Annotated in this window: 16 protein-coding genes; 12 read left to right on the plus strand and 4 right to left on the minus strand. The window is 57.1% G+C overall.

From position 1 onward, the window contains the following. Position 1 precedes the first annotated feature (1 nt). From hpaI to NKJ21_RS14735, 5 genes are all read left to right on the plus strand, one after another. Positions 2–799, plus strand: a complete 798-nt coding sequence (gene hpaI, locus NKJ21_RS14715) for a 4-hydroxy-2-oxoheptanedioate aldolase (RefSeq protein WP_023297016.1) — start codon at positions 2–4, stop codon at positions 797–799. A 21-nt stretch (positions 800–820) separates the two neighbouring features. Beyond that, entirely contained in the window at positions 821–2,179 is a 1,359-nt protein-coding gene (gene hpaX / locus NKJ21_RS14720; protein WP_004222447.1) for a 4-hydroxyphenylacetate permease, read from the plus strand. 9 nt (positions 2,180–2,188) lie between these two features. Continuing rightward, a complete protein-coding gene (gene hpaA, locus NKJ21_RS14725) occupies positions 2,189–3,079 on the plus strand; it encodes a 4-hydroxyphenylacetate catabolism regulatory protein HpaA (protein WP_110197200.1) in 891 nt (296 codons plus the stop codon). A 225-nt stretch (positions 3,080–3,304) separates the two neighbouring features. After that, positions 3,305–4,867: a 4-hydroxyphenylacetate 3-monooxygenase, oxygenase component gene (hpaB, locus tag NKJ21_RS14730; RefSeq protein ID WP_002887473.1), complete on the plus strand. Its 1,563-nt coding sequence runs from the start codon at positions 3,305–3,307 to the stop codon at positions 4,865–4,867. A 19-nt stretch (positions 4,868–4,886) separates the two neighbouring features. Next, a complete protein-coding gene (locus tag NKJ21_RS14735; RefSeq protein WP_002887467.1) occupies positions 4,887–5,399 on the plus strand; it encodes a 4-hydroxyphenylacetate 3-monooxygenase reductase subunit in 513 nt (170 codons plus the stop codon). 74 nt (positions 5,400–5,473) lie between these two features. Here the strand turns inward: NKJ21_RS14735 and NKJ21_RS14740 are convergent, their stop codons facing one another. Both NKJ21_RS14740 and NKJ21_RS14745 read right to left on the minus strand, forming a co-directional pair. Beyond that, complete coding sequence (locus NKJ21_RS14740; protein WP_074183194.1) at positions 5,474–6,184, minus strand: transcriptional regulator; 711 nt, start codon at positions 6,182–6,184, stop codon at positions 5,474–5,476. A 127-nt stretch (positions 6,185–6,311) separates the two neighbouring features. After that, entirely contained in the window at positions 6,312–6,935 is a 624-nt protein-coding gene (locus NKJ21_RS14745) for a hypothetical protein (protein WP_008807579.1), read from the minus strand. A gap of 384 nt (positions 6,936–7,319) precedes the next feature. Between NKJ21_RS14745 and NKJ21_RS14750 the strand changes: the two genes are divergently transcribed. From NKJ21_RS14750 to NKJ21_RS14765, 4 genes are all read left to right on the plus strand, one after another. After that, a complete protein-coding gene (locus NKJ21_RS14750) occupies positions 7,320–9,470 on the plus strand; it encodes a carbon starvation CstA family protein (RefSeq protein ID WP_008807580.1) in 2,151 nt (716 codons plus the stop codon). Between the two features lie 110 nt (positions 9,471–9,580). Beyond that, the gene (locus NKJ21_RS14755; RefSeq protein WP_002887451.1) at positions 9,581–9,784 is read left to right on the plus strand and encodes a YbdD/YjiX family protein; all 204 of its coding nucleotides are present in this window, start codon (positions 9,581–9,583) and stop codon (positions 9,782–9,784) included. An 11-nt stretch (positions 9,785–9,795) separates the two neighbouring features. Beyond that, a complete protein-coding gene (gene yjiA, locus NKJ21_RS14760; protein WP_008807581.1) occupies positions 9,796–10,752 on the plus strand; it encodes a GTPase in 957 nt (318 codons plus the stop codon). Between the two features lie 393 nt (positions 10,753–11,145). Beyond that, positions 11,146–11,691, plus strand: coding sequence for a YfaZ family outer membrane protein (locus NKJ21_RS14765; protein ID WP_004204167.1), 546 nt, complete (start codon positions 11,146–11,148; stop codon positions 11,689–11,691). 96 nt (positions 11,692–11,787) lie between these two features. On the opposite strand, the gene NKJ21_RS14770 is transcribed toward NKJ21_RS14765, so the two are convergent. Together NKJ21_RS14770 and NKJ21_RS14775 are read right to left on the minus strand one after the other, a co-directional pair. Then, on the minus strand, positions 11,788–13,158 hold the full coding sequence (locus NKJ21_RS14770) for an NAD-dependent succinate-semialdehyde dehydrogenase (RefSeq protein WP_022065036.1): 1,371 nt from the start codon (positions 13,156–13,158) through the stop codon (positions 11,788–11,790). A gap of 162 nt (positions 13,159–13,320) precedes the next feature. After that, a complete protein-coding gene (locus NKJ21_RS14775) occupies positions 13,321–14,235 on the minus strand; it encodes an Rpn family recombination-promoting nuclease/putative transposase (protein WP_239270609.1) in 915 nt (304 codons plus the stop codon). Positions 14,236–14,452: 217 nt separating this feature from the next. Here NKJ21_RS14775 and NKJ21_RS14780 point away from each other — a divergent pair, with 217 nt between their 5' ends. The 3 genes from NKJ21_RS14780 to NKJ21_RS14790 are packed head-to-tail and all read left to right on the plus strand — an operon-like array spanning position 14,453 to position 17,263. Continuing rightward, positions 14,453–15,268, plus strand: coding sequence for an AraC family transcriptional regulator (locus NKJ21_RS14780; protein ID WP_016160229.1), 816 nt, complete (start codon positions 14,453–14,455; stop codon positions 15,266–15,268). A 47-nt stretch (positions 15,269–15,315) separates the two neighbouring features. After that, positions 15,316–15,978: a LysE family translocator gene (locus NKJ21_RS14785; protein WP_008807586.1), complete on the plus strand. Its 663-nt coding sequence runs from the start codon at positions 15,316–15,318 to the stop codon at positions 15,976–15,978. After that, positions 15,971–17,263, plus strand: a complete 1,293-nt coding sequence (locus tag NKJ21_RS14790; RefSeq protein WP_072121956.1) for a DUF445 domain-containing protein — start codon at positions 15,971–15,973, stop codon at positions 17,261–17,263. The genes NKJ21_RS14785 and NKJ21_RS14790 overlap by 8 nt, the downstream gene beginning before the upstream one ends. Positions 17,264–17,296 lie beyond the last annotated feature (33 nt).

A 17,296-nucleotide genomic window follows, 5' to 3' on the forward strand; every position in this document is an offset into this window, starting at 1 on the left:
CATGAACAACGCATTTAAAGAGGCGCTCAAGGCCGGCCGTCCGCAAATCGGCCTGTGGCTTGGGCTGTGCAGCAGCTACAGCGCCGAACTGCTGGCCGGCGCGGGCTTCGACTGGCTGCTGATCGACGGCGAACACGCGCCCAACAACGTACAAACGGTGCTGACCCAGTTGCAGGCCATTGCGCCCTACCCCAGCCAGCCGGTAGTGCGTCCGTCGTGGAACGATCCGGTACAAATTAAACAACTGCTGGATGTCGGCGCGCAAACTCTGCTGGTGCCGATGGTGCAGAATGCCGAAGAAGCGCGGCTGGCGGTAAGCGCCACCCGCTACCCGCCTGCCGGCATCCGCGGAGTCGGCAGCGCGCTGGCCCGCGCCTCACGCTGGAATCGCATTCCGGATTATATCCACCGGGCCAATGACGCCATGTGCGTCCTGGTACAGATTGAGACCCGCGAAGCGCTGAAAAATTTGCCGCAGATCCTCGATGTCGACGGGGTGGACGGCGTGTTTATCGGCCCGGCGGATCTCAGCGCTGATATGGGCCACGGCGGCAATCCACAGCACCCGGAAGTGCAGGCCGCCATTGAAGATGCCATCCAGCAAATCCGTCAGGCCGGCAAGGCGCCGGGGATCCTGATGGCCAATGAACAGCTGGCGAAACGCTATCTCGAACTGGGCGCGCTGTTCGTCGCCGTCGGCGTCGATACCACCCTGCTGGCCCGCGGCGCAGAAGCGCTGGCGGCCCGTTTTACCCACACCGCAACCACCACAACCGATAACAATAAATCCGTCTATTGAACGGATAATGTGGAGCGCAACATGACTACCTCTACCCTGCAACACAATGATAATAAAGCCGTTGAAGTAGAAAACCGGGTGATCAAAAAGCTGTTCCGCCGCCTGATTACCTTCCTGTTTGTTCTCTTTGTTTTCTCATTTTTGGATCGAATTAATATCGGCTTCGCCGGTCTGACGATGGGTAAAGATCTCGGCCTGACCTCCACCATGTTCGGCCTGGCGGCGACGCTGTTCTACGTCACCTACGTGCTGTGCGGGATCCCCAGCAATATCATGCTGGCGAAAGTTGGCGCGCGCCGCTGGATCGCCGGGATCATGGTGGTCTGGGGGATCGCCTCGACCTGCACCATGTTCGCCACCAACCCGCATACGCTGTACATCCTGCGCATGCTGGTCGGCATCGCCGAGGCCGGTTTTCTACCGGGGATCCTCGTCTATCTGACCTGGTGGTTCCCGGCCTACCATCGCGCCCGCGCCAACGCCCTGTTTATGATCGCCATGCCGGTGACCATGATGCTCGGCTCGATACTTTCCGGCTATATCCTGGCGCTCGACGGCCTGTGGAACCTGAAAGGCTGGCAGTGGCTGTTTCTGCTGGAAGGCCTGCCGTCGGTGGTGCTCGGCGTCGTCACCTGGTTCTTCCTCAACGACACGCCGGATAAAGCCAACTGGCTGGATAACGAAGAGAAACAGGCGCTGAAGGCGATGATCGATCGCGAACGGGAACATGCGGCGATCGTCCCGGCTTCGCCGCGCTCCACGCTGCGCGAAGTACTGACGCCAGCGGTGCTGATGTATACCCTCGCCTACTTCTGCCTGACCAATACCCTCAGCGCCATTAATATCTGGACGCCGCAGATCCTGCAGAGCTTTAACACCGGCAGCAGCAATATCATGATTGGCCTGCTGGCGGCGATCCCGCAGTTCTGCACCATTTTCGGTATGATCTGGTGGAGCCGCCGCTCCGACCGGCGCAAAGAGCGCAAGATGCATACCATCCTGCCCTACCTGTTCGCCGCGGCGGGTTGGCTGCTGGCTTCGGCAACGCACCACAGCCTGATCCAACTGATCGGCATTATTATGGCTTCGGTGGGATCCTTTACCGCGATGGCCATTTTCTGGACCACCCCGGATCGGGTGATCAGCCTGCAATCGCGTGCGGTAGCGCTGGCGGTGATCAATGCCATCGGCAACGTCGGCTCTGCCGTCAGCCCGCTGTTGATCGGCATATTACGCGATACCACCGGCAGCTTTAGCTCCGGGCTGTGGTTTGTCGCCGGGCTGCTGATCGTCGGCGCGCTGGTGCTCACCCGCATTCCGATGAGCCAGCGCGAGGACGCCGCCGCCGCACCGGGCTTAGCGGCGCAAAAAGGCCACTAAGGAGCGGGTATGTGCCAGCATCCAATCGCCAACATCGATATCAATAAAGAGTACGACGAGAGCCTGGGCACCGAAGAGGTGCACTACCAGTCGTTTTCCCGCATGGCGGCCTTTTTTGGCCGCGACATGCAGGCGCATCGTCACGACCGTTATTTCCAGATGCACTACCTTGATACCGGGCAGATTGAGCTGCAGCTTGATGACCATCGCTATTCGGTGCAGGCGCCGCTGTTTGTGTTAACGCCGCCCTCGGTGCCGCACGCGTTTATTACCGAGTCCGATAGCGATGGTCATGTGTTGACGGTCCATGAGGAGCTGATCTGGCCGCTGCTGGAGGTGCTCTATCCCGGTACACGGGAGACCTTCGGCCTGCCGGGGATCTGTCTGTCGCTGGCGGATAAACCCGACGAGCTGGCGGCGCTGGCGCACTACTGGCAGCTGATTCGCCGTGAATCTACCGCTCAGCTGCCGGGGCGCGAGCATACCCTGGCGCTGCTGGCGCAGGCGGTATTTACCCTGCTGCTGCGCAACGCCAGGCTCGACGATCATGCCGCCAGCGGGATGCGCGGCGAGCTGAAATTATTCCAGCGCTTTAACCAGATGATCGACAGCCACTTTCATCAGCACTGGACGGTACCGGATTACGCCAGGGAGCTGCATCTGACCGAATCGCGGCTGACCGATATCTGCCGCCGCTTCGCCAACCGTTCGCCGAAGCGGCTGATATTCGACCGCCAGCTGCGCGAGGCGAAGCGGCTGCTGCTGTTTTCCGATAGCGCGGTCAATGAGATTGCCTGGCAGCTGGGGTTTAAAGACCCTGCCTATTTTGCGCGCTTTTTTAGCCGCCAGGTCGGCTGCTCGCCCAGCAGCTACCGGGCGCAAAAAGTACCGGTGTCGTAATACCCCGGCGGCGCTGCGCTTGCCTGGGCTACAGGCCACAGGACGGGTCAGCGCCGCGCCACCCGCCAAAAGCTGCCGAGATCACAAAATTTAATCCCGCCTGAAAAGTACCCGCCGTTGTCGCAAACGTCCCTTCACGGCAAGCGCAATAACCGCTTCAATTAAACAACAAAAACAAAACATATATTTAACATTATTTTTCCGATAAATACTGAAGAGGCCCCTATGAAACCTGAAGATTTCCGCGCCGACGCGAAACGCCCGTTAACTGGCGAAGAGTATTTAAAAAGCCTGCAGGATGGCCGCGAAATTTATATCTACGGCGAGCGCGTAAAGGATGTCACCACCCACCCGGCCTTCCGTAACGCCGCCGCTTCCGTCGCGCAGCTGTACGATGCGCTGCACAAACCGGAGATGCAGGATTCCCTGTGCTGGGGCACCGATACCGGCAGCGGCGGCTACACCCATAAATTCTTCCGCGTGGCGAAAAGCGCCGACGACCTGCGCCAGCAGCGCGACGCCATCGCCGAGTGGTCGCGCTTAAGCTACGGCTGGATGGGCCGCACCCCGGACTACAAAGCCGCCTTCGGCTGCGCGCTGGGCGCCAACCCGGCGTTTTACGGCCAGTTCGAGCAGAACGCCCGCAACTGGTACACCCGCATTCAGGAAACCGGCCTGTACTTTAACCACGCGATCGTCAACCCGCCGATCGACCGCCACAAGCCGGCTGATGAAGTGAAGGATGTCTACATCAAGCTGGAAAAAGAGACCGATGCCGGGATCATCGTCAGCGGCGCGAAAGTGGTCGCCACCAACTCGGCGCTGACCCACTACAACATGATCGGCTTCGGCTCCGCACAGGTGATGGGCGAGAACCCAGACTTCGCGCTGATGTTCGTCGCGCCGATGGATGCCGAAGGCGTCAAGCTTATCTCCCGCGCCTCCTATGAGATGGTCGCCGGCGCGACCGGATCGCCATACGACTATCCGCTTTCCAGCCGTTTCGACGAGAACGACGCGATTCTGGTAATGGATAAGGTGCTGATCCCATGGGAGAACGTACTGATTTATCGCGACTTTGACCGCTGCCGCCGCTGGACCATGGAAGGTGGTTTCGCCCGCATGTACCCGCTGCAGGCCTGCGTGCGCCTGGCGGTAAAACTGGACTTTATCACCGCCCTGCTGAAGCGCTCTCTGGAATGTACCGGCACCCTCGAGTTCCGCGGCGTACAGGCCGACCTCGGCGAAGTGGTGGCGTGGCGCAACATGTTCTGGGCGCTTAGCGATTCCATGTGCTCGGAAGCGACGCCGTGGGTCAACGGTGCATGGCTGCCGGATCACGCCGCGCTGCAGACCTATCGCGTGATGGCCCCGATGGCCTACGCCAAGATCAAGAACATCATCGAGCGCAACGTCACCAGCGGCCTGATTTATCTGCCGTCCAGCGCCCGCGATCTGAACAACCCGCAGATCGATCAGTATCTGGCGAAGTACGTGCGCGGCTCCAACGGTATGGATCACGTTGAACGTATCAAGATCCTCAAACTGATGTGGGACGCCATCGGCAGCGAATTCGGCGGCCGCCATGAACTGTATGAGATCAACTACTCCGGTAGCCAGGATGAGATTCGCCTGCAGTGTCTGCGCCAGGCGCAGAGCTCCGGCAATATGGACAAAATGATGGCGATGGTCGACCGCTGCCTGTCCGAGTACGACCAGAACGGCTGGACGGTGCCGCATCTGCACAATAACGCTGATATCAACATGTTGGATAAGCTGCTGAAGTAATTCACAGCGGGAGGTCATAATGCAATTAGATGAACAACGCCTGCGTTTTCGCGATGCCATGGCTAGCCTGTCGGCGGCGGTGAACGTTGTCACCACCGCAGGTGAAGCCGGCCGCTGCGGCATTACCGCCACGGCGGTTTGCTCGGTGACGGATACGCCGCCATCGGTGATGGTGTGTATCAACGCCAACAGTGCGATGAACCCGGTGTTTCAGGGTAACGGCAAGTTGTGCATCAACGTGCTGAACCACGAACAGGAAATCATGGCCCGTCATTTCGCCGGGATGACCGGGGTGACGATGGAAGAGCGGTTCGCCCTCAGCGGCTGGCAGCAGGGCGCGCTCGGGCAGCCGGTGCTGAAGGGCTCGCTGGCCAGCCTCGAAGGCGAAATTAGCCAGGTGCAAACCATCGGCACCCACCTGGTGTATCTGGTGGAGATCCGCAATATTACCCTGAGCCCGCAAGGGCACGGCCTGATTTACTTTAAACGCCGTTTCCACCCGGTGATGATGGAAATGGAAGTGGCAGTCTAAAATCCGCGCCCAGGTTTACTTATCGCCCGATGCGTAAACCTGGCGCTTAATATGCGTCATCTCACCCGCCAGCCTTATTCAACAGCGCGACATGAAGCCCAATCAAAACGTCCACCGCCGCGGAAATTTTGTTCCCGGTAGTCAGCAGGTAATGTTAAGTGCCAGCCTTTTCGCCTGGCGGTACAGGCAATAACCGGAAATTGAGAATAATCTATAGCGTCATGAATAAATTGTTGTTTACCTATATTTGTTAAAAAGGCATCTCCCCGATTCCAGATAGCTTTTTTTAACTTGATATTCCAGGTCTGATAGCTTTCGCCAGCAATTGTATAACCTTCACCTTCAGGCGCTTTTTTGGTCCAGTCAATCTCGCCGCCATCGTATAAATATTGCCATACAGCATAGCGCTCAAGGGTAAACTGGCTGGGTAAAGTACTGACATTTTTAGAATCGATTTTATCGAGTAATTGCGAATTCGCTAACAGTAGCGCCATGGCTTTATGCATGTAACCCAACATAATATCGGGACGTTCGGGCACTCCCTCTTCTGCTTCAAACAAAGAGATATAAGCGAGATAGAGCGCATCATCACGCACTTTTTGACCGTTCGCCGCGGCGTTGGCGACGATTTTCGCCGCCCGATATTGTAAACTTCCCCAGGATTCCTCACCGCTAACAGGCCTGTAGCGATTATTGTATTTTTCTCCCGTCAGGTAGCCCTGAGCTGCGTTTAAATCGTTAGCGTTTAACGCCGATTTAGCGCGCTGATGGTCGGATAAGGTCATTATATTGCGCCCCGTATTTCTGGCAATATAATACGACTGACGACAATCAGAAAGGAGCATAACCATAATGACCATGGCAATAATTCTAAAAAAAATCTTATATATTCTCACCGTGAAGTCCTTTAATTTATTTATAAATATAATGTTTGGAAACTTGTCTCGGTTCGATGTATAGCAAAACGGTTACCCGACCTTTTTTATAAGTACGTTGCCAGGTAGAACAATTTGTTATTTTATTCAGATCTAATCTTTTACTATACCACTCCTGCTGTTTTGCAATGCAGGCGGAAAGACTTTGATAGAATTTCCCTTTGTCTGCAATGAACTCTTCTTTGATTGTCGCTGGCCCATATTCTCGATCAAGGACCTTAACTTCCTCATTATATAAGGCGAGTGCTTCCCGGCCATCATCAACTTTATAGGCCTGCTGACTGGAATCAACATCAGCGCTAACAAAAACACTTTTCAGCCCTTTATTCTTATCGAAATAAAGCTTCATCTCCTGATATTTCAATGCCCCCACTTCCTGGGGAGTCAGCGTTGAGATAATCAGATCCGGGTCTTTTCCGGCATAATTGATATCTGATACCTCAAGAGAATATAAAGGCGTGTTTCTGGCTTCATCGTAACTCATCCCCCAGCGCAAATTATAAGGGGCTGCCGGCTCATCAACAGCCTGATGTATCTCTCTTGCATGAGCAAATGTTAAATAAAAAGCACTGGCGACGATCATTATCTTTACAAATTTCATAACACGAATTCCCTTTGCTAAACGCTATCCATACGACATGACAAAGCCAGCATAATATCAAAATACCTCTATTTGAAATAAAGATAGTAATCTGCGGGTGATAAAAACCGTTATCCTCAGTTTGAAAGCATATCTTTGAGATGCGCAGAATAATATTGTGAACTTAATCACACATTTACGCGCTCTCGTACTCATATCTAACCGCTTACCCCTTCCAGTAACCGCTTAACCCCCTATACAACCACTCACCCATTTACCCAACTTTACGCGCACGGCGTTCTGGCAAGATCGGAGGCAGCCTAGCTAATCAATACCTCCATCAACCCTTACTTAAAACCAGACGGCTTCGGCCAATTATTCATCTAATTAACGCCAGGTTTTACTATGGATACCAAAAAACTATTCAAGCACATACCCTGGGTGATTCTCGGAATCATCGGGGCATTTTGCCTCTCAGTCGTCGCGTTGCGCCGCGGTGAGCACGTCAGTGCCCTGTGGATCGTCGTCGCCTCGGTTTCTGTGTACCTCGTCGCCTACCGTTATTACAGCCTGTACATCGCGCAGAAGGTGATGAAGCTTGACCCAACGCGCTCGACGCCGGCGGTCATTAATAACGATGGCCTGAACTACGTGCCAACCAACCGCTACGTGCTGTTTGGCCACCACTTCGCCGCCATTGCCGGCGCCGGCCCGCTGGTTGGCCCGGTGCTGGCCGCGCAGATGGGCTATCTACCGGGCACCCTGTGGCTGCTGGCCGGCGTGGTGCTGGCGGGCGCGGTACAGGACTTCATGGTGCTGTTTATCTCCTCGCGGCGTAACGGCGCCTCGCTGGGCGAGATGATCAAGCAGGAAATGGGGCCGGTTCCGGGCTCTATCGCGCTGTTCGGCTGCTTCCTGATTATGATCATCATCCTCGCGGTGCTGGCGCTCATCGTGGTGAAAGCGCTGGCGGAAAGCCCGTGGGGCGTCTTTACCGTCTGCTCGACGGTGCCTATTGCCCTGTTTATGGGGATCTACATGCGCTTCCTGCGCCCTGGCCGCGTGGGTGAAGTCTCGGTTATCGGTATCGTGCTGCTGGTGGCGTCCATCTGGTTTGGCGGCATCATTGCCCACGACCCGTACTGGGGCCCGGCGCTGACCTTCAAAGACACCACCATCACCTTTACTCTGATTGGCTACGCGTTTATCTCCGCGCTGCTGCCGGTATGGCTGATTCTGGCGCCGCGTGACTATCTGGCCACCTTCCTGAAAATCGGCGTAATCGTCGGCCTGGCGCTGGGGATCGTTATCCTCAACCCGGACCTGAAAATGCCGGCGGTGACCCAGTACATTGATGGTACCGGCCCGCTGTGGAAAGGCGCGCTGTTCCCGTTCCTGTTTATCACTATCGCCTGCGGCGCGGTCTCCGGCTTCCACGCGCTGATCGCCTCCGGCACCACGCCGAAGCTGCTGGCCAACGAAACCGATGCCCGCTTTATCGGCTATGGCGCGATGCTGATGGAGTCTTTCGTGGCCATCATGGCGCTGGTCGCGGCATCGATTATCGAACCGGGTCTCTACTTCGCGATGAACACCCCGCCGGCAGGCCTGGGCATCGTCATGCCGAACCTGCATGAGATGGGTGGCGAAAACGCGGCGATGATCGCCGCGCAGCTGAAAGAAGTGACCGTCCATGCGGCGGCGACCGTCAGCTCCTGGGGCTTCGTGATCTCCCCTGAGCAGATCCTGCAGACGGCGAAAGATATCGGCGAACCTTCGGTACTGAACCGCGCCGGCGGCGCGCCGACGCTGGCCGTCGGTATCGCCCATGTGTTCCATAAAATCATCCCGATGGCGGATATGGGCTTCTGGTACCACTTTGGTATCCTGTTTGAAGCGCTGTTTATCCTCACCGCGCTGGATGCCGGTACCCGCGCAGGCCGCTTTATGCTGCAGGATCTGTTGGGTAACTTCGTGCCGTTCCTGAAAAAAACCGACTCGCTGGTCGCCGGGATTATCGGTACCGCGGGCTGCGTCGGGCTGTGGGGCTACCTGCTGTATCAGGGCGTGGTCGACCCGCTGGGCGGTGTGAAGAGCCTGTGGCCGCTGTTCGGTATCTCTAACCAGATGCTGGCCGCCGTGGCGCTGGTGCTTGGCACCGTGGTGCTGGTCAAGATGCAGCGCACCAAATATATCTGGGTCACCGTTATCCCGGCAGCGTGGCTGCTGCTGTGCACCACCTGGGCGCTGGGTCTGAAGCTGTTCAGCAGCAATCCGCAGATGGAAGGCTTCTTCTTTATGGCTCAGCAGTATAAAGAGAAGATTGCCGCCGGCGGCGAGCTGACCGCGCAACAGATTGCCAACATGAATCATATCGTGGTCAACAACTACACCAACGCCGGGCTGAGTATCCTGTTCCTGGTGGTGGTGTACAGCATCATCTTCTACGGCATCAAAACCTGGCTCAACGTGCGCAACAATAAGGTGCGTACCGACAAAGAGACCCCGTACGTGCCGGTACCGGAAGGCGGCGTGAAGACCTCGTCACATCATTAACCCTGATGCCGGATAGTGCTACGCGTATCCGGCCTACAGAAAAGTGCATCAACGTAGGCCGGATAAGGCGCTAGCCGCCATCCGGCTTTATTCGTTATCTGGAACTTACAATGTTTGGTAACTTAGGTCAGGCAAAAAAATATCTCGGTCAGGCGGCAAAAATGCTGATTGGCATTCCGGATTACGACAACTACGTCACGCATATGCAAACCAACCATCCGGATCAGCCCTACATGACTTATGAAGAATTCTTCCGCGAACGCCAGCAGGCCCGCTACGGCGGAGACGGCAAAGGCGGCGTACGCTGCTGTTAATGGAGGCAATAATGGCACCGATTGCAGTCACCCTACTCACCGGTTTTCTCGGCGCAGGAAAAACCACCCTCCTGCGCCATATCCTGAATGAGCAGCACGGTTTCAAAATCGCCGTGATTGAAAATGAATTTGGCGAAGTCTCCGTTGACGATCAGCTGATCGGCGACCGCGCCACGCAGATCAAAACCCTGACCAACGGCTGTATCTGCTGTACGCGCTCCAACGAACTGGAAGACGCCCTGCTCGATCTCCTCGACAGTCGCGATCGCGGCGAAATCGAGTTTGACCGGCTGGTGATTGAGTGCACCGGCATGGCCGACCCGGGGCCGATTATCCAGACCTTTTTCTCCCATGAGGTGCTCTGCGAGCGCTATCTGCTGGACGGCGTGATCGCCCTGGTGGATGCCGTCCATGCCGACCAGCAGATGGATCAGTTCACCATCGCCCAGTCGCAGGTCGGCTATGCGGACCGCATTTTGCTAACCAAAACCGATGTTGCCGGCGACACCGAGAAGCTGCGCGAACGGCTGGCGCGCATCAATGCGCGGGCGCCGGTTTATACCGTCATTCACGGCGATATCGATCTAAGCCAGCTGTTTAACACCAGCGGCTTTATGCTGGAAGAAAAGGTTGTCAGCGCCACACCGCGTTTTCATTTTGTTGCAGAAAAGCAGAACGACGTCTCGTCGATTGTGGTCGAGCTCGACTATCCGGTGGATATCAGTGAAGTTTCACGGGTAATGGAGAACCTGTTGCTCTCCTTCGCCGAGCAACTGATGCGCTATAAAGGCATGCTGTGGATCGACGGCGAGCCAAATCGCCTGCTGTTTCAGGGCGTGCAGCGCCTCTACAGCGCCGACTGGGATCGCCCGTGGGGCGATGAAACGCCGCACAGCACGCTGGTATTTATCGGCATTCAGCTGCCGGAAGAGGAAATTCGCGCCGCATTTGCCGGGTTACGACGCTAACCTGCCCGCCTGCGCCCCAAGGCGCAGGCACCATCCTCTCTCTGACACCTCGCCAAAAACAGGGACCAAACGTCGGCAGCGCGTCGAAAAATGTAAAGCAACGTTTTAATAAGTAACAGCAGAAACACTTTTGGAAATAATAAGAAACTAAATGAATAGGATCCTTAATAATTAATGCCCGCCCTGTTCAGTTTCTGTTTAGCCCACCCATTAAACCGCGGCTAAACAGACCAAATTTGATGATTGACCTCGCCGTAACCCAACGTCATTACAACATTTTCAAAACACCGCCCTGACAAACCCAGCATAAAAAATTGACGTAAGTCACATTTGCAGAGGTAAACATCGATTGTTAAGGTGCGCTCAGACAAATTTAATGACGAGGAGCAAACCATGAAAAAGCTTAACATCCTGATTGTTGCTGCCCTGACCGCGGTCTCTGGTTCCGCCATGGCGATGGGATTTACCGTTGAACAAGGTAAAAACTTCACCAATCTGAATATGGAAATGGGTAAATCCTCTTCTGGCCTGTACGCCGAAAGCCACTGGCTGAAGAATACCGATGATGGTAGCCAGACCGGCGGCGTTGGCGCGGGTTACAATCTGGAAGTCGGTCCGGTTATGCTCAACGCTGGCGCGAAAGCTATCTACCTCGGGCCGAAAAAAGGCGATAACGGCGTCGCGTTTCCGGTCGGCGGCGGGGTGAACGTGGCTCTGACCGACAGCATCCACGTGTTTGGCGAAGGGTATGTCGCGCCGGACGGCCTGAACAACAGCGTAAAAAACTATGTCGAAGCGAACGGCGGCGTAAGCTGGTCCCCGGTTGGCCCACTGACCCTGAAAGTGGGTTACCGCCATGTGAGCGTTGACGGCAAAGAGGGTCGCCCGAACCACACCCTGATTGATGGCGCCTACGTGGGCGGCGGGGTCACCTTCTGATAGCGGCCAACGTCCCTGCAATAAGATTGACATGCAATAAGGTCTATTCATAAAAAACCTGCCGGATGGCAGGTTTTTTATTGCCGGGTTAAGGGCTTAGCGTCGCACCACCACCAGCTTCTGGTTCACAAACTCTTTGATGCCGAGATCGGAGAGCTCCCGTCCGTAACCGGAACGCTTCACGCCGCCAAACGGCAGCTCCGGCGCGGTATCGGTAAGCCAGTTGATATAAACCATCCCGGTTTCAATGGCGGAGGCCATCCGTTTGGCGCGTTCGATATCCTGACTGAAGACCGCGCCGCCCAGACCATAGTGGGAATCATTGGCCAGCTGGATTGCCTCCTCGTCATTTTTCACCACGTAGATCTGCGCCACCGGACCAAAGAACTCTTCGAAGTACGCCGGGTTGTCACGGGTGATACCGGTCAAAATGGTGGGTTCAAAGAAATTGCCTTCTCGTGCCACCGCTTTGCCGCCCAGATGCAGCGTAGCGCCATTTTTCACCGCCTCGTCCACCTGTTTGCTTAGGGTGTCCAGCGCATCTTTGGAAGAGAGCGGCCCCAGCGTGGTGCTTTCATCCAGCGGATCGCCGATTTTCACCTGGCGAAACGCCTCACTAAATTTCGCCAGAAACGACTCAGCGATATTTTCGTGCAGGATAAAACGCTTGGCAGCGGTACACACCTGGCCGGCGTTATTCAGCCGCGCCTGGACGCCGATTTTCACCGCGCGTTCCAGGTCGGCATCGTCCAGTACCACAAATACATCGTTACCGCCCAGTTCCAGCGTCGATTTCTTAATATGCTTCGCCGCCTGCGCCGCCACCACGCTGCCGGCTTTCTCCGACCCGGTGAGCGCCGCGCCCTGCACGCGATCGTCGGCGATAATCTTCGCCACCTGCTCCTGGGAGATAAACAGGTTGGTCCACGCCCCTTCCGGTGCGCCGGCCTCACGCACCAGATGGGCAAAGGTCTCCGCGCAGTGCGGCACAATGCTGGCGTGTTTGGCGATAACCGGGTTGCCGGCCGCCAGGTTTGGCGCCAGGACGCGCATCAGCTGGTAATAGGGGAAGTTCCACGGCTCCACCGCCATTAAGACGCCGATGGGATGATGCTCAACCCAGGCGTCGCCGAGTTCGGAGGGATATTTCACCGGCGCCAGCAACGATTTGGCGTTATCGGCATAATAGCGGGCGATCTGCGCGCAAAGTTTCACTTCGCCGCGGCTCTGCTTAATGAGTTTCCCCATCTCCTGGCTGGCGATTTTTGCCAGTTCCTCCGCCCGGCTGTCGATCAGATCCGCCAGCTTATGCAGTACCGCCAGCCGCGGTTCAATATCGCCTTTTGCCCAGGCTGAATGGTAGAGCGCATCCGCCTGCTGCAGCGCCGCCTCCACGTCCGCGTCGCTGTGCGCCGGGTACGTTTTAATAAGCTGATTATTCGCAGGATTCACCGTCTGATAGGCCATATCGCATGTCTCCTTGTTATCGCTATTAAGGCAGTCAAAAATGCCGTTAAGGATATTAAGGGTAGTCGAGATGGCTGGCGATGCGGGTAAAGTTAGGTATATCCGGAATATTCCATAACGTTGGTGGCTAACCGGGGCTACCCTCAGGCCGCTCCAGCGTTATCAATGCGCCAGCGTGGCGATCTCGTCGGCGGCCAGGCCAGTGATTTTCACCACCGTCTCGCGGGCAATACCGTCGTCCAGCATCCTCTGTGCGATGCGCAGCGCCTCGGCATGCTGTCCTTCTTGCCGGCCTTCCCGTTTGCCTTTTCTGCGGCCCACTTCCTGTAATCTTTCGGCGATGGTCATTAAGCTCTCCCTGTGCTGAGGAACCCGTTGCGCCACTTCGTGGATAAACCGGCCAAAGCGGCGCGCGTTGCCAGTTTGCAGCAGATAATTAAACAGCGTTTTTAGCTGTCTGTCATTAGCGTCACCGCTAAGTAAAATCGTCGTCAGTTGCTCAACAATGCCCATTAAATCGCGCTGGCGAATATGCTTCTGTATCAGCTCGAGTAATGCCACGCGCCGGTGGCGAACGATCTCATCGTCGGGGATCACCGTGACATCCACCAGCGGAAAGGGCGATGCATAAAGCTCCCTCACCAGCTGTGGATCGGCAAAACAGTCCAGCCAGTTGAGTGACCACGGGTATGGCGTGGTCGCTCCGTGATAGAACAGCATCGGCACCACCAGCGGTAGTCTGGTATGACCCCCATCAAGATGGCGCTGCATCGCGGCGATGGCGTAGCGCATCAGGCGAAAAGCCATCTGCGCGTCCGGCGAGCTCTGATGTTCGATAACCACATAAATGTAGCCCTCGCCAGACGCGGTTTTGAGTGACCACAGCACATCGGAGTACCAGGCCCGCAGGCTCTCCTCGATAAAGCTTGCCGATTCCAGCTGTAAGGTATCGAGGTCGCAGCGCTGACGCAGCGCAGGCGGTAAGTGGATCGCCAGGAAATCACGCGCGGTGTCGGCCTGAGTGAGAAACTGTTTAAACACCGCATCATGCGGCGTCGAGGTGGTGCCCTTTGCCATCGGCTCATCCCTGCCTGCTTATCCTGCAGGGACTCTACGCGCTCGGAATGTCTCTGACACCCGGGCAATACAACCTTTACGCACCGCCACGAAAATAGATTTCCCCGGACTGCAAGCGCGACATCCTTTTTCGAGGCGGTACGCAAATCCAGGCGGGCGACAGCCTCCGCGCAGCATGCTATAAACGACCTCTCCCTCCTCAGCAAAGGTCGATGCGGTGAACCATACCCGAGATATCCCCCAAACCTTCTGGCGAGACGATCGTCTACCGTGGCTGGAGCTGCGCAGCACCTGGCGCAGCCGCCAGGCCTACAAACGCCACAGCCACCCGCAGCTCTCGGTGGGGGCGATTATCGAGGGGGAAACGCGCTGCCTGTGCAATGGTGAGGAATATCTCCTGCAGCCCGGGGATCTGATCGTGATCCCCCCGCACGCGCCGCATAGCTGTAATCCGCTGCATGACAGGCCGCGCAGCTATCATATGCTGTACCTGGAGGCGGCATGGTGCCACGCGCAGCGCCCGGATATTCCCCCTGGCGCCAGTATCGCCTCGCCGCAGCCACTGTTGCGCGACAGCCCTCTCTTTGCCTGTTTCCAGCAGGTTGTCGCCCTGATGAGCCGCGGGAGCCTTGAACAACTGCCCGCCCGGCTGGCGCAACTCCTGCACGCGCTGCCGCTGTGCGCCGCCGCGCCGCAGGCGCCACATCACGCCAGCGCCCTGCTGTTTCAGCGCCTGGCGACAGATCTGCCAGCGCCGCCGTCGCTGGATAAGCTGGCCCACGACAGCGCGCTTCGTAAAGAGACCGTTATCCGCGCCGTGAAACAGGATACCGGCCTGACACCCGCCAGTTTGATCAACATGGCGCGCATCGAATATGCGAAAACGCGTTTACGCGCCGGGGACCCTATTGCCGATGTCGGCTATCAGGCTGGCTTTGCCGATCAGAGCCATTTCCATAAAACCTTTGTCAGCTATACCGCCGCCACGCCGCGGCAATATGCGCACAGCAGATCAATATCCGACAATAAGTAATACGGCACTTCGCTTAGGGTGGCCTCAGTACCATTATCGAGGCCACTATGCATACCTTATCGACGCTCTTTCCCGCCGCCTTCCCGGCGCTAGCCCTGTCTCACTTTGTCGCTCTGCTCAGCCCGGGCCCTGATTTTTTTCTGCTGGTCGGCTACGCCGTGCGCTACCGGATCCGCGGCAGCATCGGATTGTGTCTCGGCATCGCCGCCGGCAATGCGCTGTATATTGTTCTCGCCATCGTCGGCTGGGGGCTTCTGCGCCAGGCGCCGCTGCTGTTTTTGCTCATTGAGCTGTTGGGGGCGGGCTATTTACTGTGGGTTGGCAGCCTGCTGATACGCAGCCGTCCCGCGACGCTGGCGGTGGAGAGCATTCGCGCATCGCGTCCGGGGTTCGGCAGGCAGCTGCTGCTCGGGCTGGGGTCATCGCTGCTCAACCCCAAAAACGCTCTGTTTTATCTGGCGCTGATGACTTCCCTGCTCGGGCCGGCGGTCACCCTGCTGCAGCAAACGGTGAGCGGGTTGTGGATGGTCAGCGTGGTGTTCTTCTGGGATTTACTGCTGGTGAGTGCGATTGCGCTGCCGCAGGTACAGCGCCGCCTGGGCGCCATCGTCTGGCGAGTCGAGCGGGCGGCAGGGGCGGTCCTGATGATCTTCGGTCTGTGGATTATCTGGCGATTTTTGCACGACCTCGCCGTCAGGTTATATGCTTAAGTTTATGGAAAAACTCGCTGAACTCAAACGCGCCAAACTGCTGGCGCTGTCGCTGCTGCTGATCGCCGCCGCGCTATTTATCACCACCCTGCTGCTGCCGCCGACGCCGTGGGTCAGCGCGCTAAAGGCCATTTCCGAAGCGGCGATGGTCGGGGCGCTGGCCGACTGGTTTGCGGTGGTCGCGTTGTTTCGTCGTATTCCGCTGCCCTTTGTCGCCCGCCATACGGCGATTATCCCGCGTAACAAAGACCGCATCGCCGATAATCTTGGCCGCTTTGTCGAGGAGAAGTTCCTCGATACCCCGTCGCTGGTCGCGTTGATCCGCCGCTATGAGCCAGCCCTGATGCTCGGCAACTGGTTCAGCCAGCCGGAGAATGCCCGGCGGGTCGGCCAGCATCTGCTGCAGGTGATGAGCGGTTTTCTTGAACTGACCGACGACGCACGCATTCAGCGCCTGCTGCGCCGCGCGGTACATAAGGCGATCGATAAAGTCGACCTGACGCAGACCAGCGCCATGATGCTGGAGGGAATGACCCGCGACAATCGCCACCAGAAGCTGCTGGATTCGCTGATAAGCCAGCTTATCGCCCTGCTGCAGCGGGACAACTCCCGCGCCTTTATCGCTCGCGGCATCGTGCGCTGGCTGGAGACCGAGCACCCGCTGAAGGCCAAACTGTTACCCACCGAGTGGCTCGGCGAGCACAGCGCCGAGATGGTCACCGATGCGGTGAATACCCTGCTGGACGAGGTGAGCCATGACCGTACCCACCAGATCCGCCAGGCCTTCGACCACGCGGTGCAGAAGCTTATCGACAACCTGAAATCCGACCCGCTCATGGCGCAGAAGGCCGAGAACATCAAAGCATATCTGAAAAATGATGAGACCTTTAACCGCTATCTCGGTGAAGTGTGGGGCGATCTGCGCAACTGGGTAAAAAACGATATCAGCAGCGATGACTCACGTATTAAGCAGCGCATCGCCGAGGCTGGCCAGTGGTTCGGTGAAACCTTACTCCGCGACGACGCCCTGCGCGAATCGCTTAACGAACACCTGGAACAGGCGGCGCACCGGGTGGCGCCGGAGTTCGCCGCCTTCCTCACCCGCCATATCAGCGACACGGTGAAGAGCTGGGACGCCCGCGATATGTCGCGGCAGATCGAGCTCAATATCGGTAAAGATCTGCAGTTTATCCGCATCAACGGCACCCTGGTGGGGGGGACCATCGGCCTGATGTTGTGGCTGCTCTCGCAGATCCCCTCGCTGCTGCATCTGCATATTGGTTAGCAATGATACTATCCGAACAATAGCGCTGATAAA

This window comes from Klebsiella sp. SWET4, from assembly GCF_024296565.1.
Taxonomy (GTDB): Bacteria; Pseudomonadota; Gammaproteobacteria; order Enterobacterales; family Enterobacteriaceae; genus Klebsiella; species Klebsiella variicola.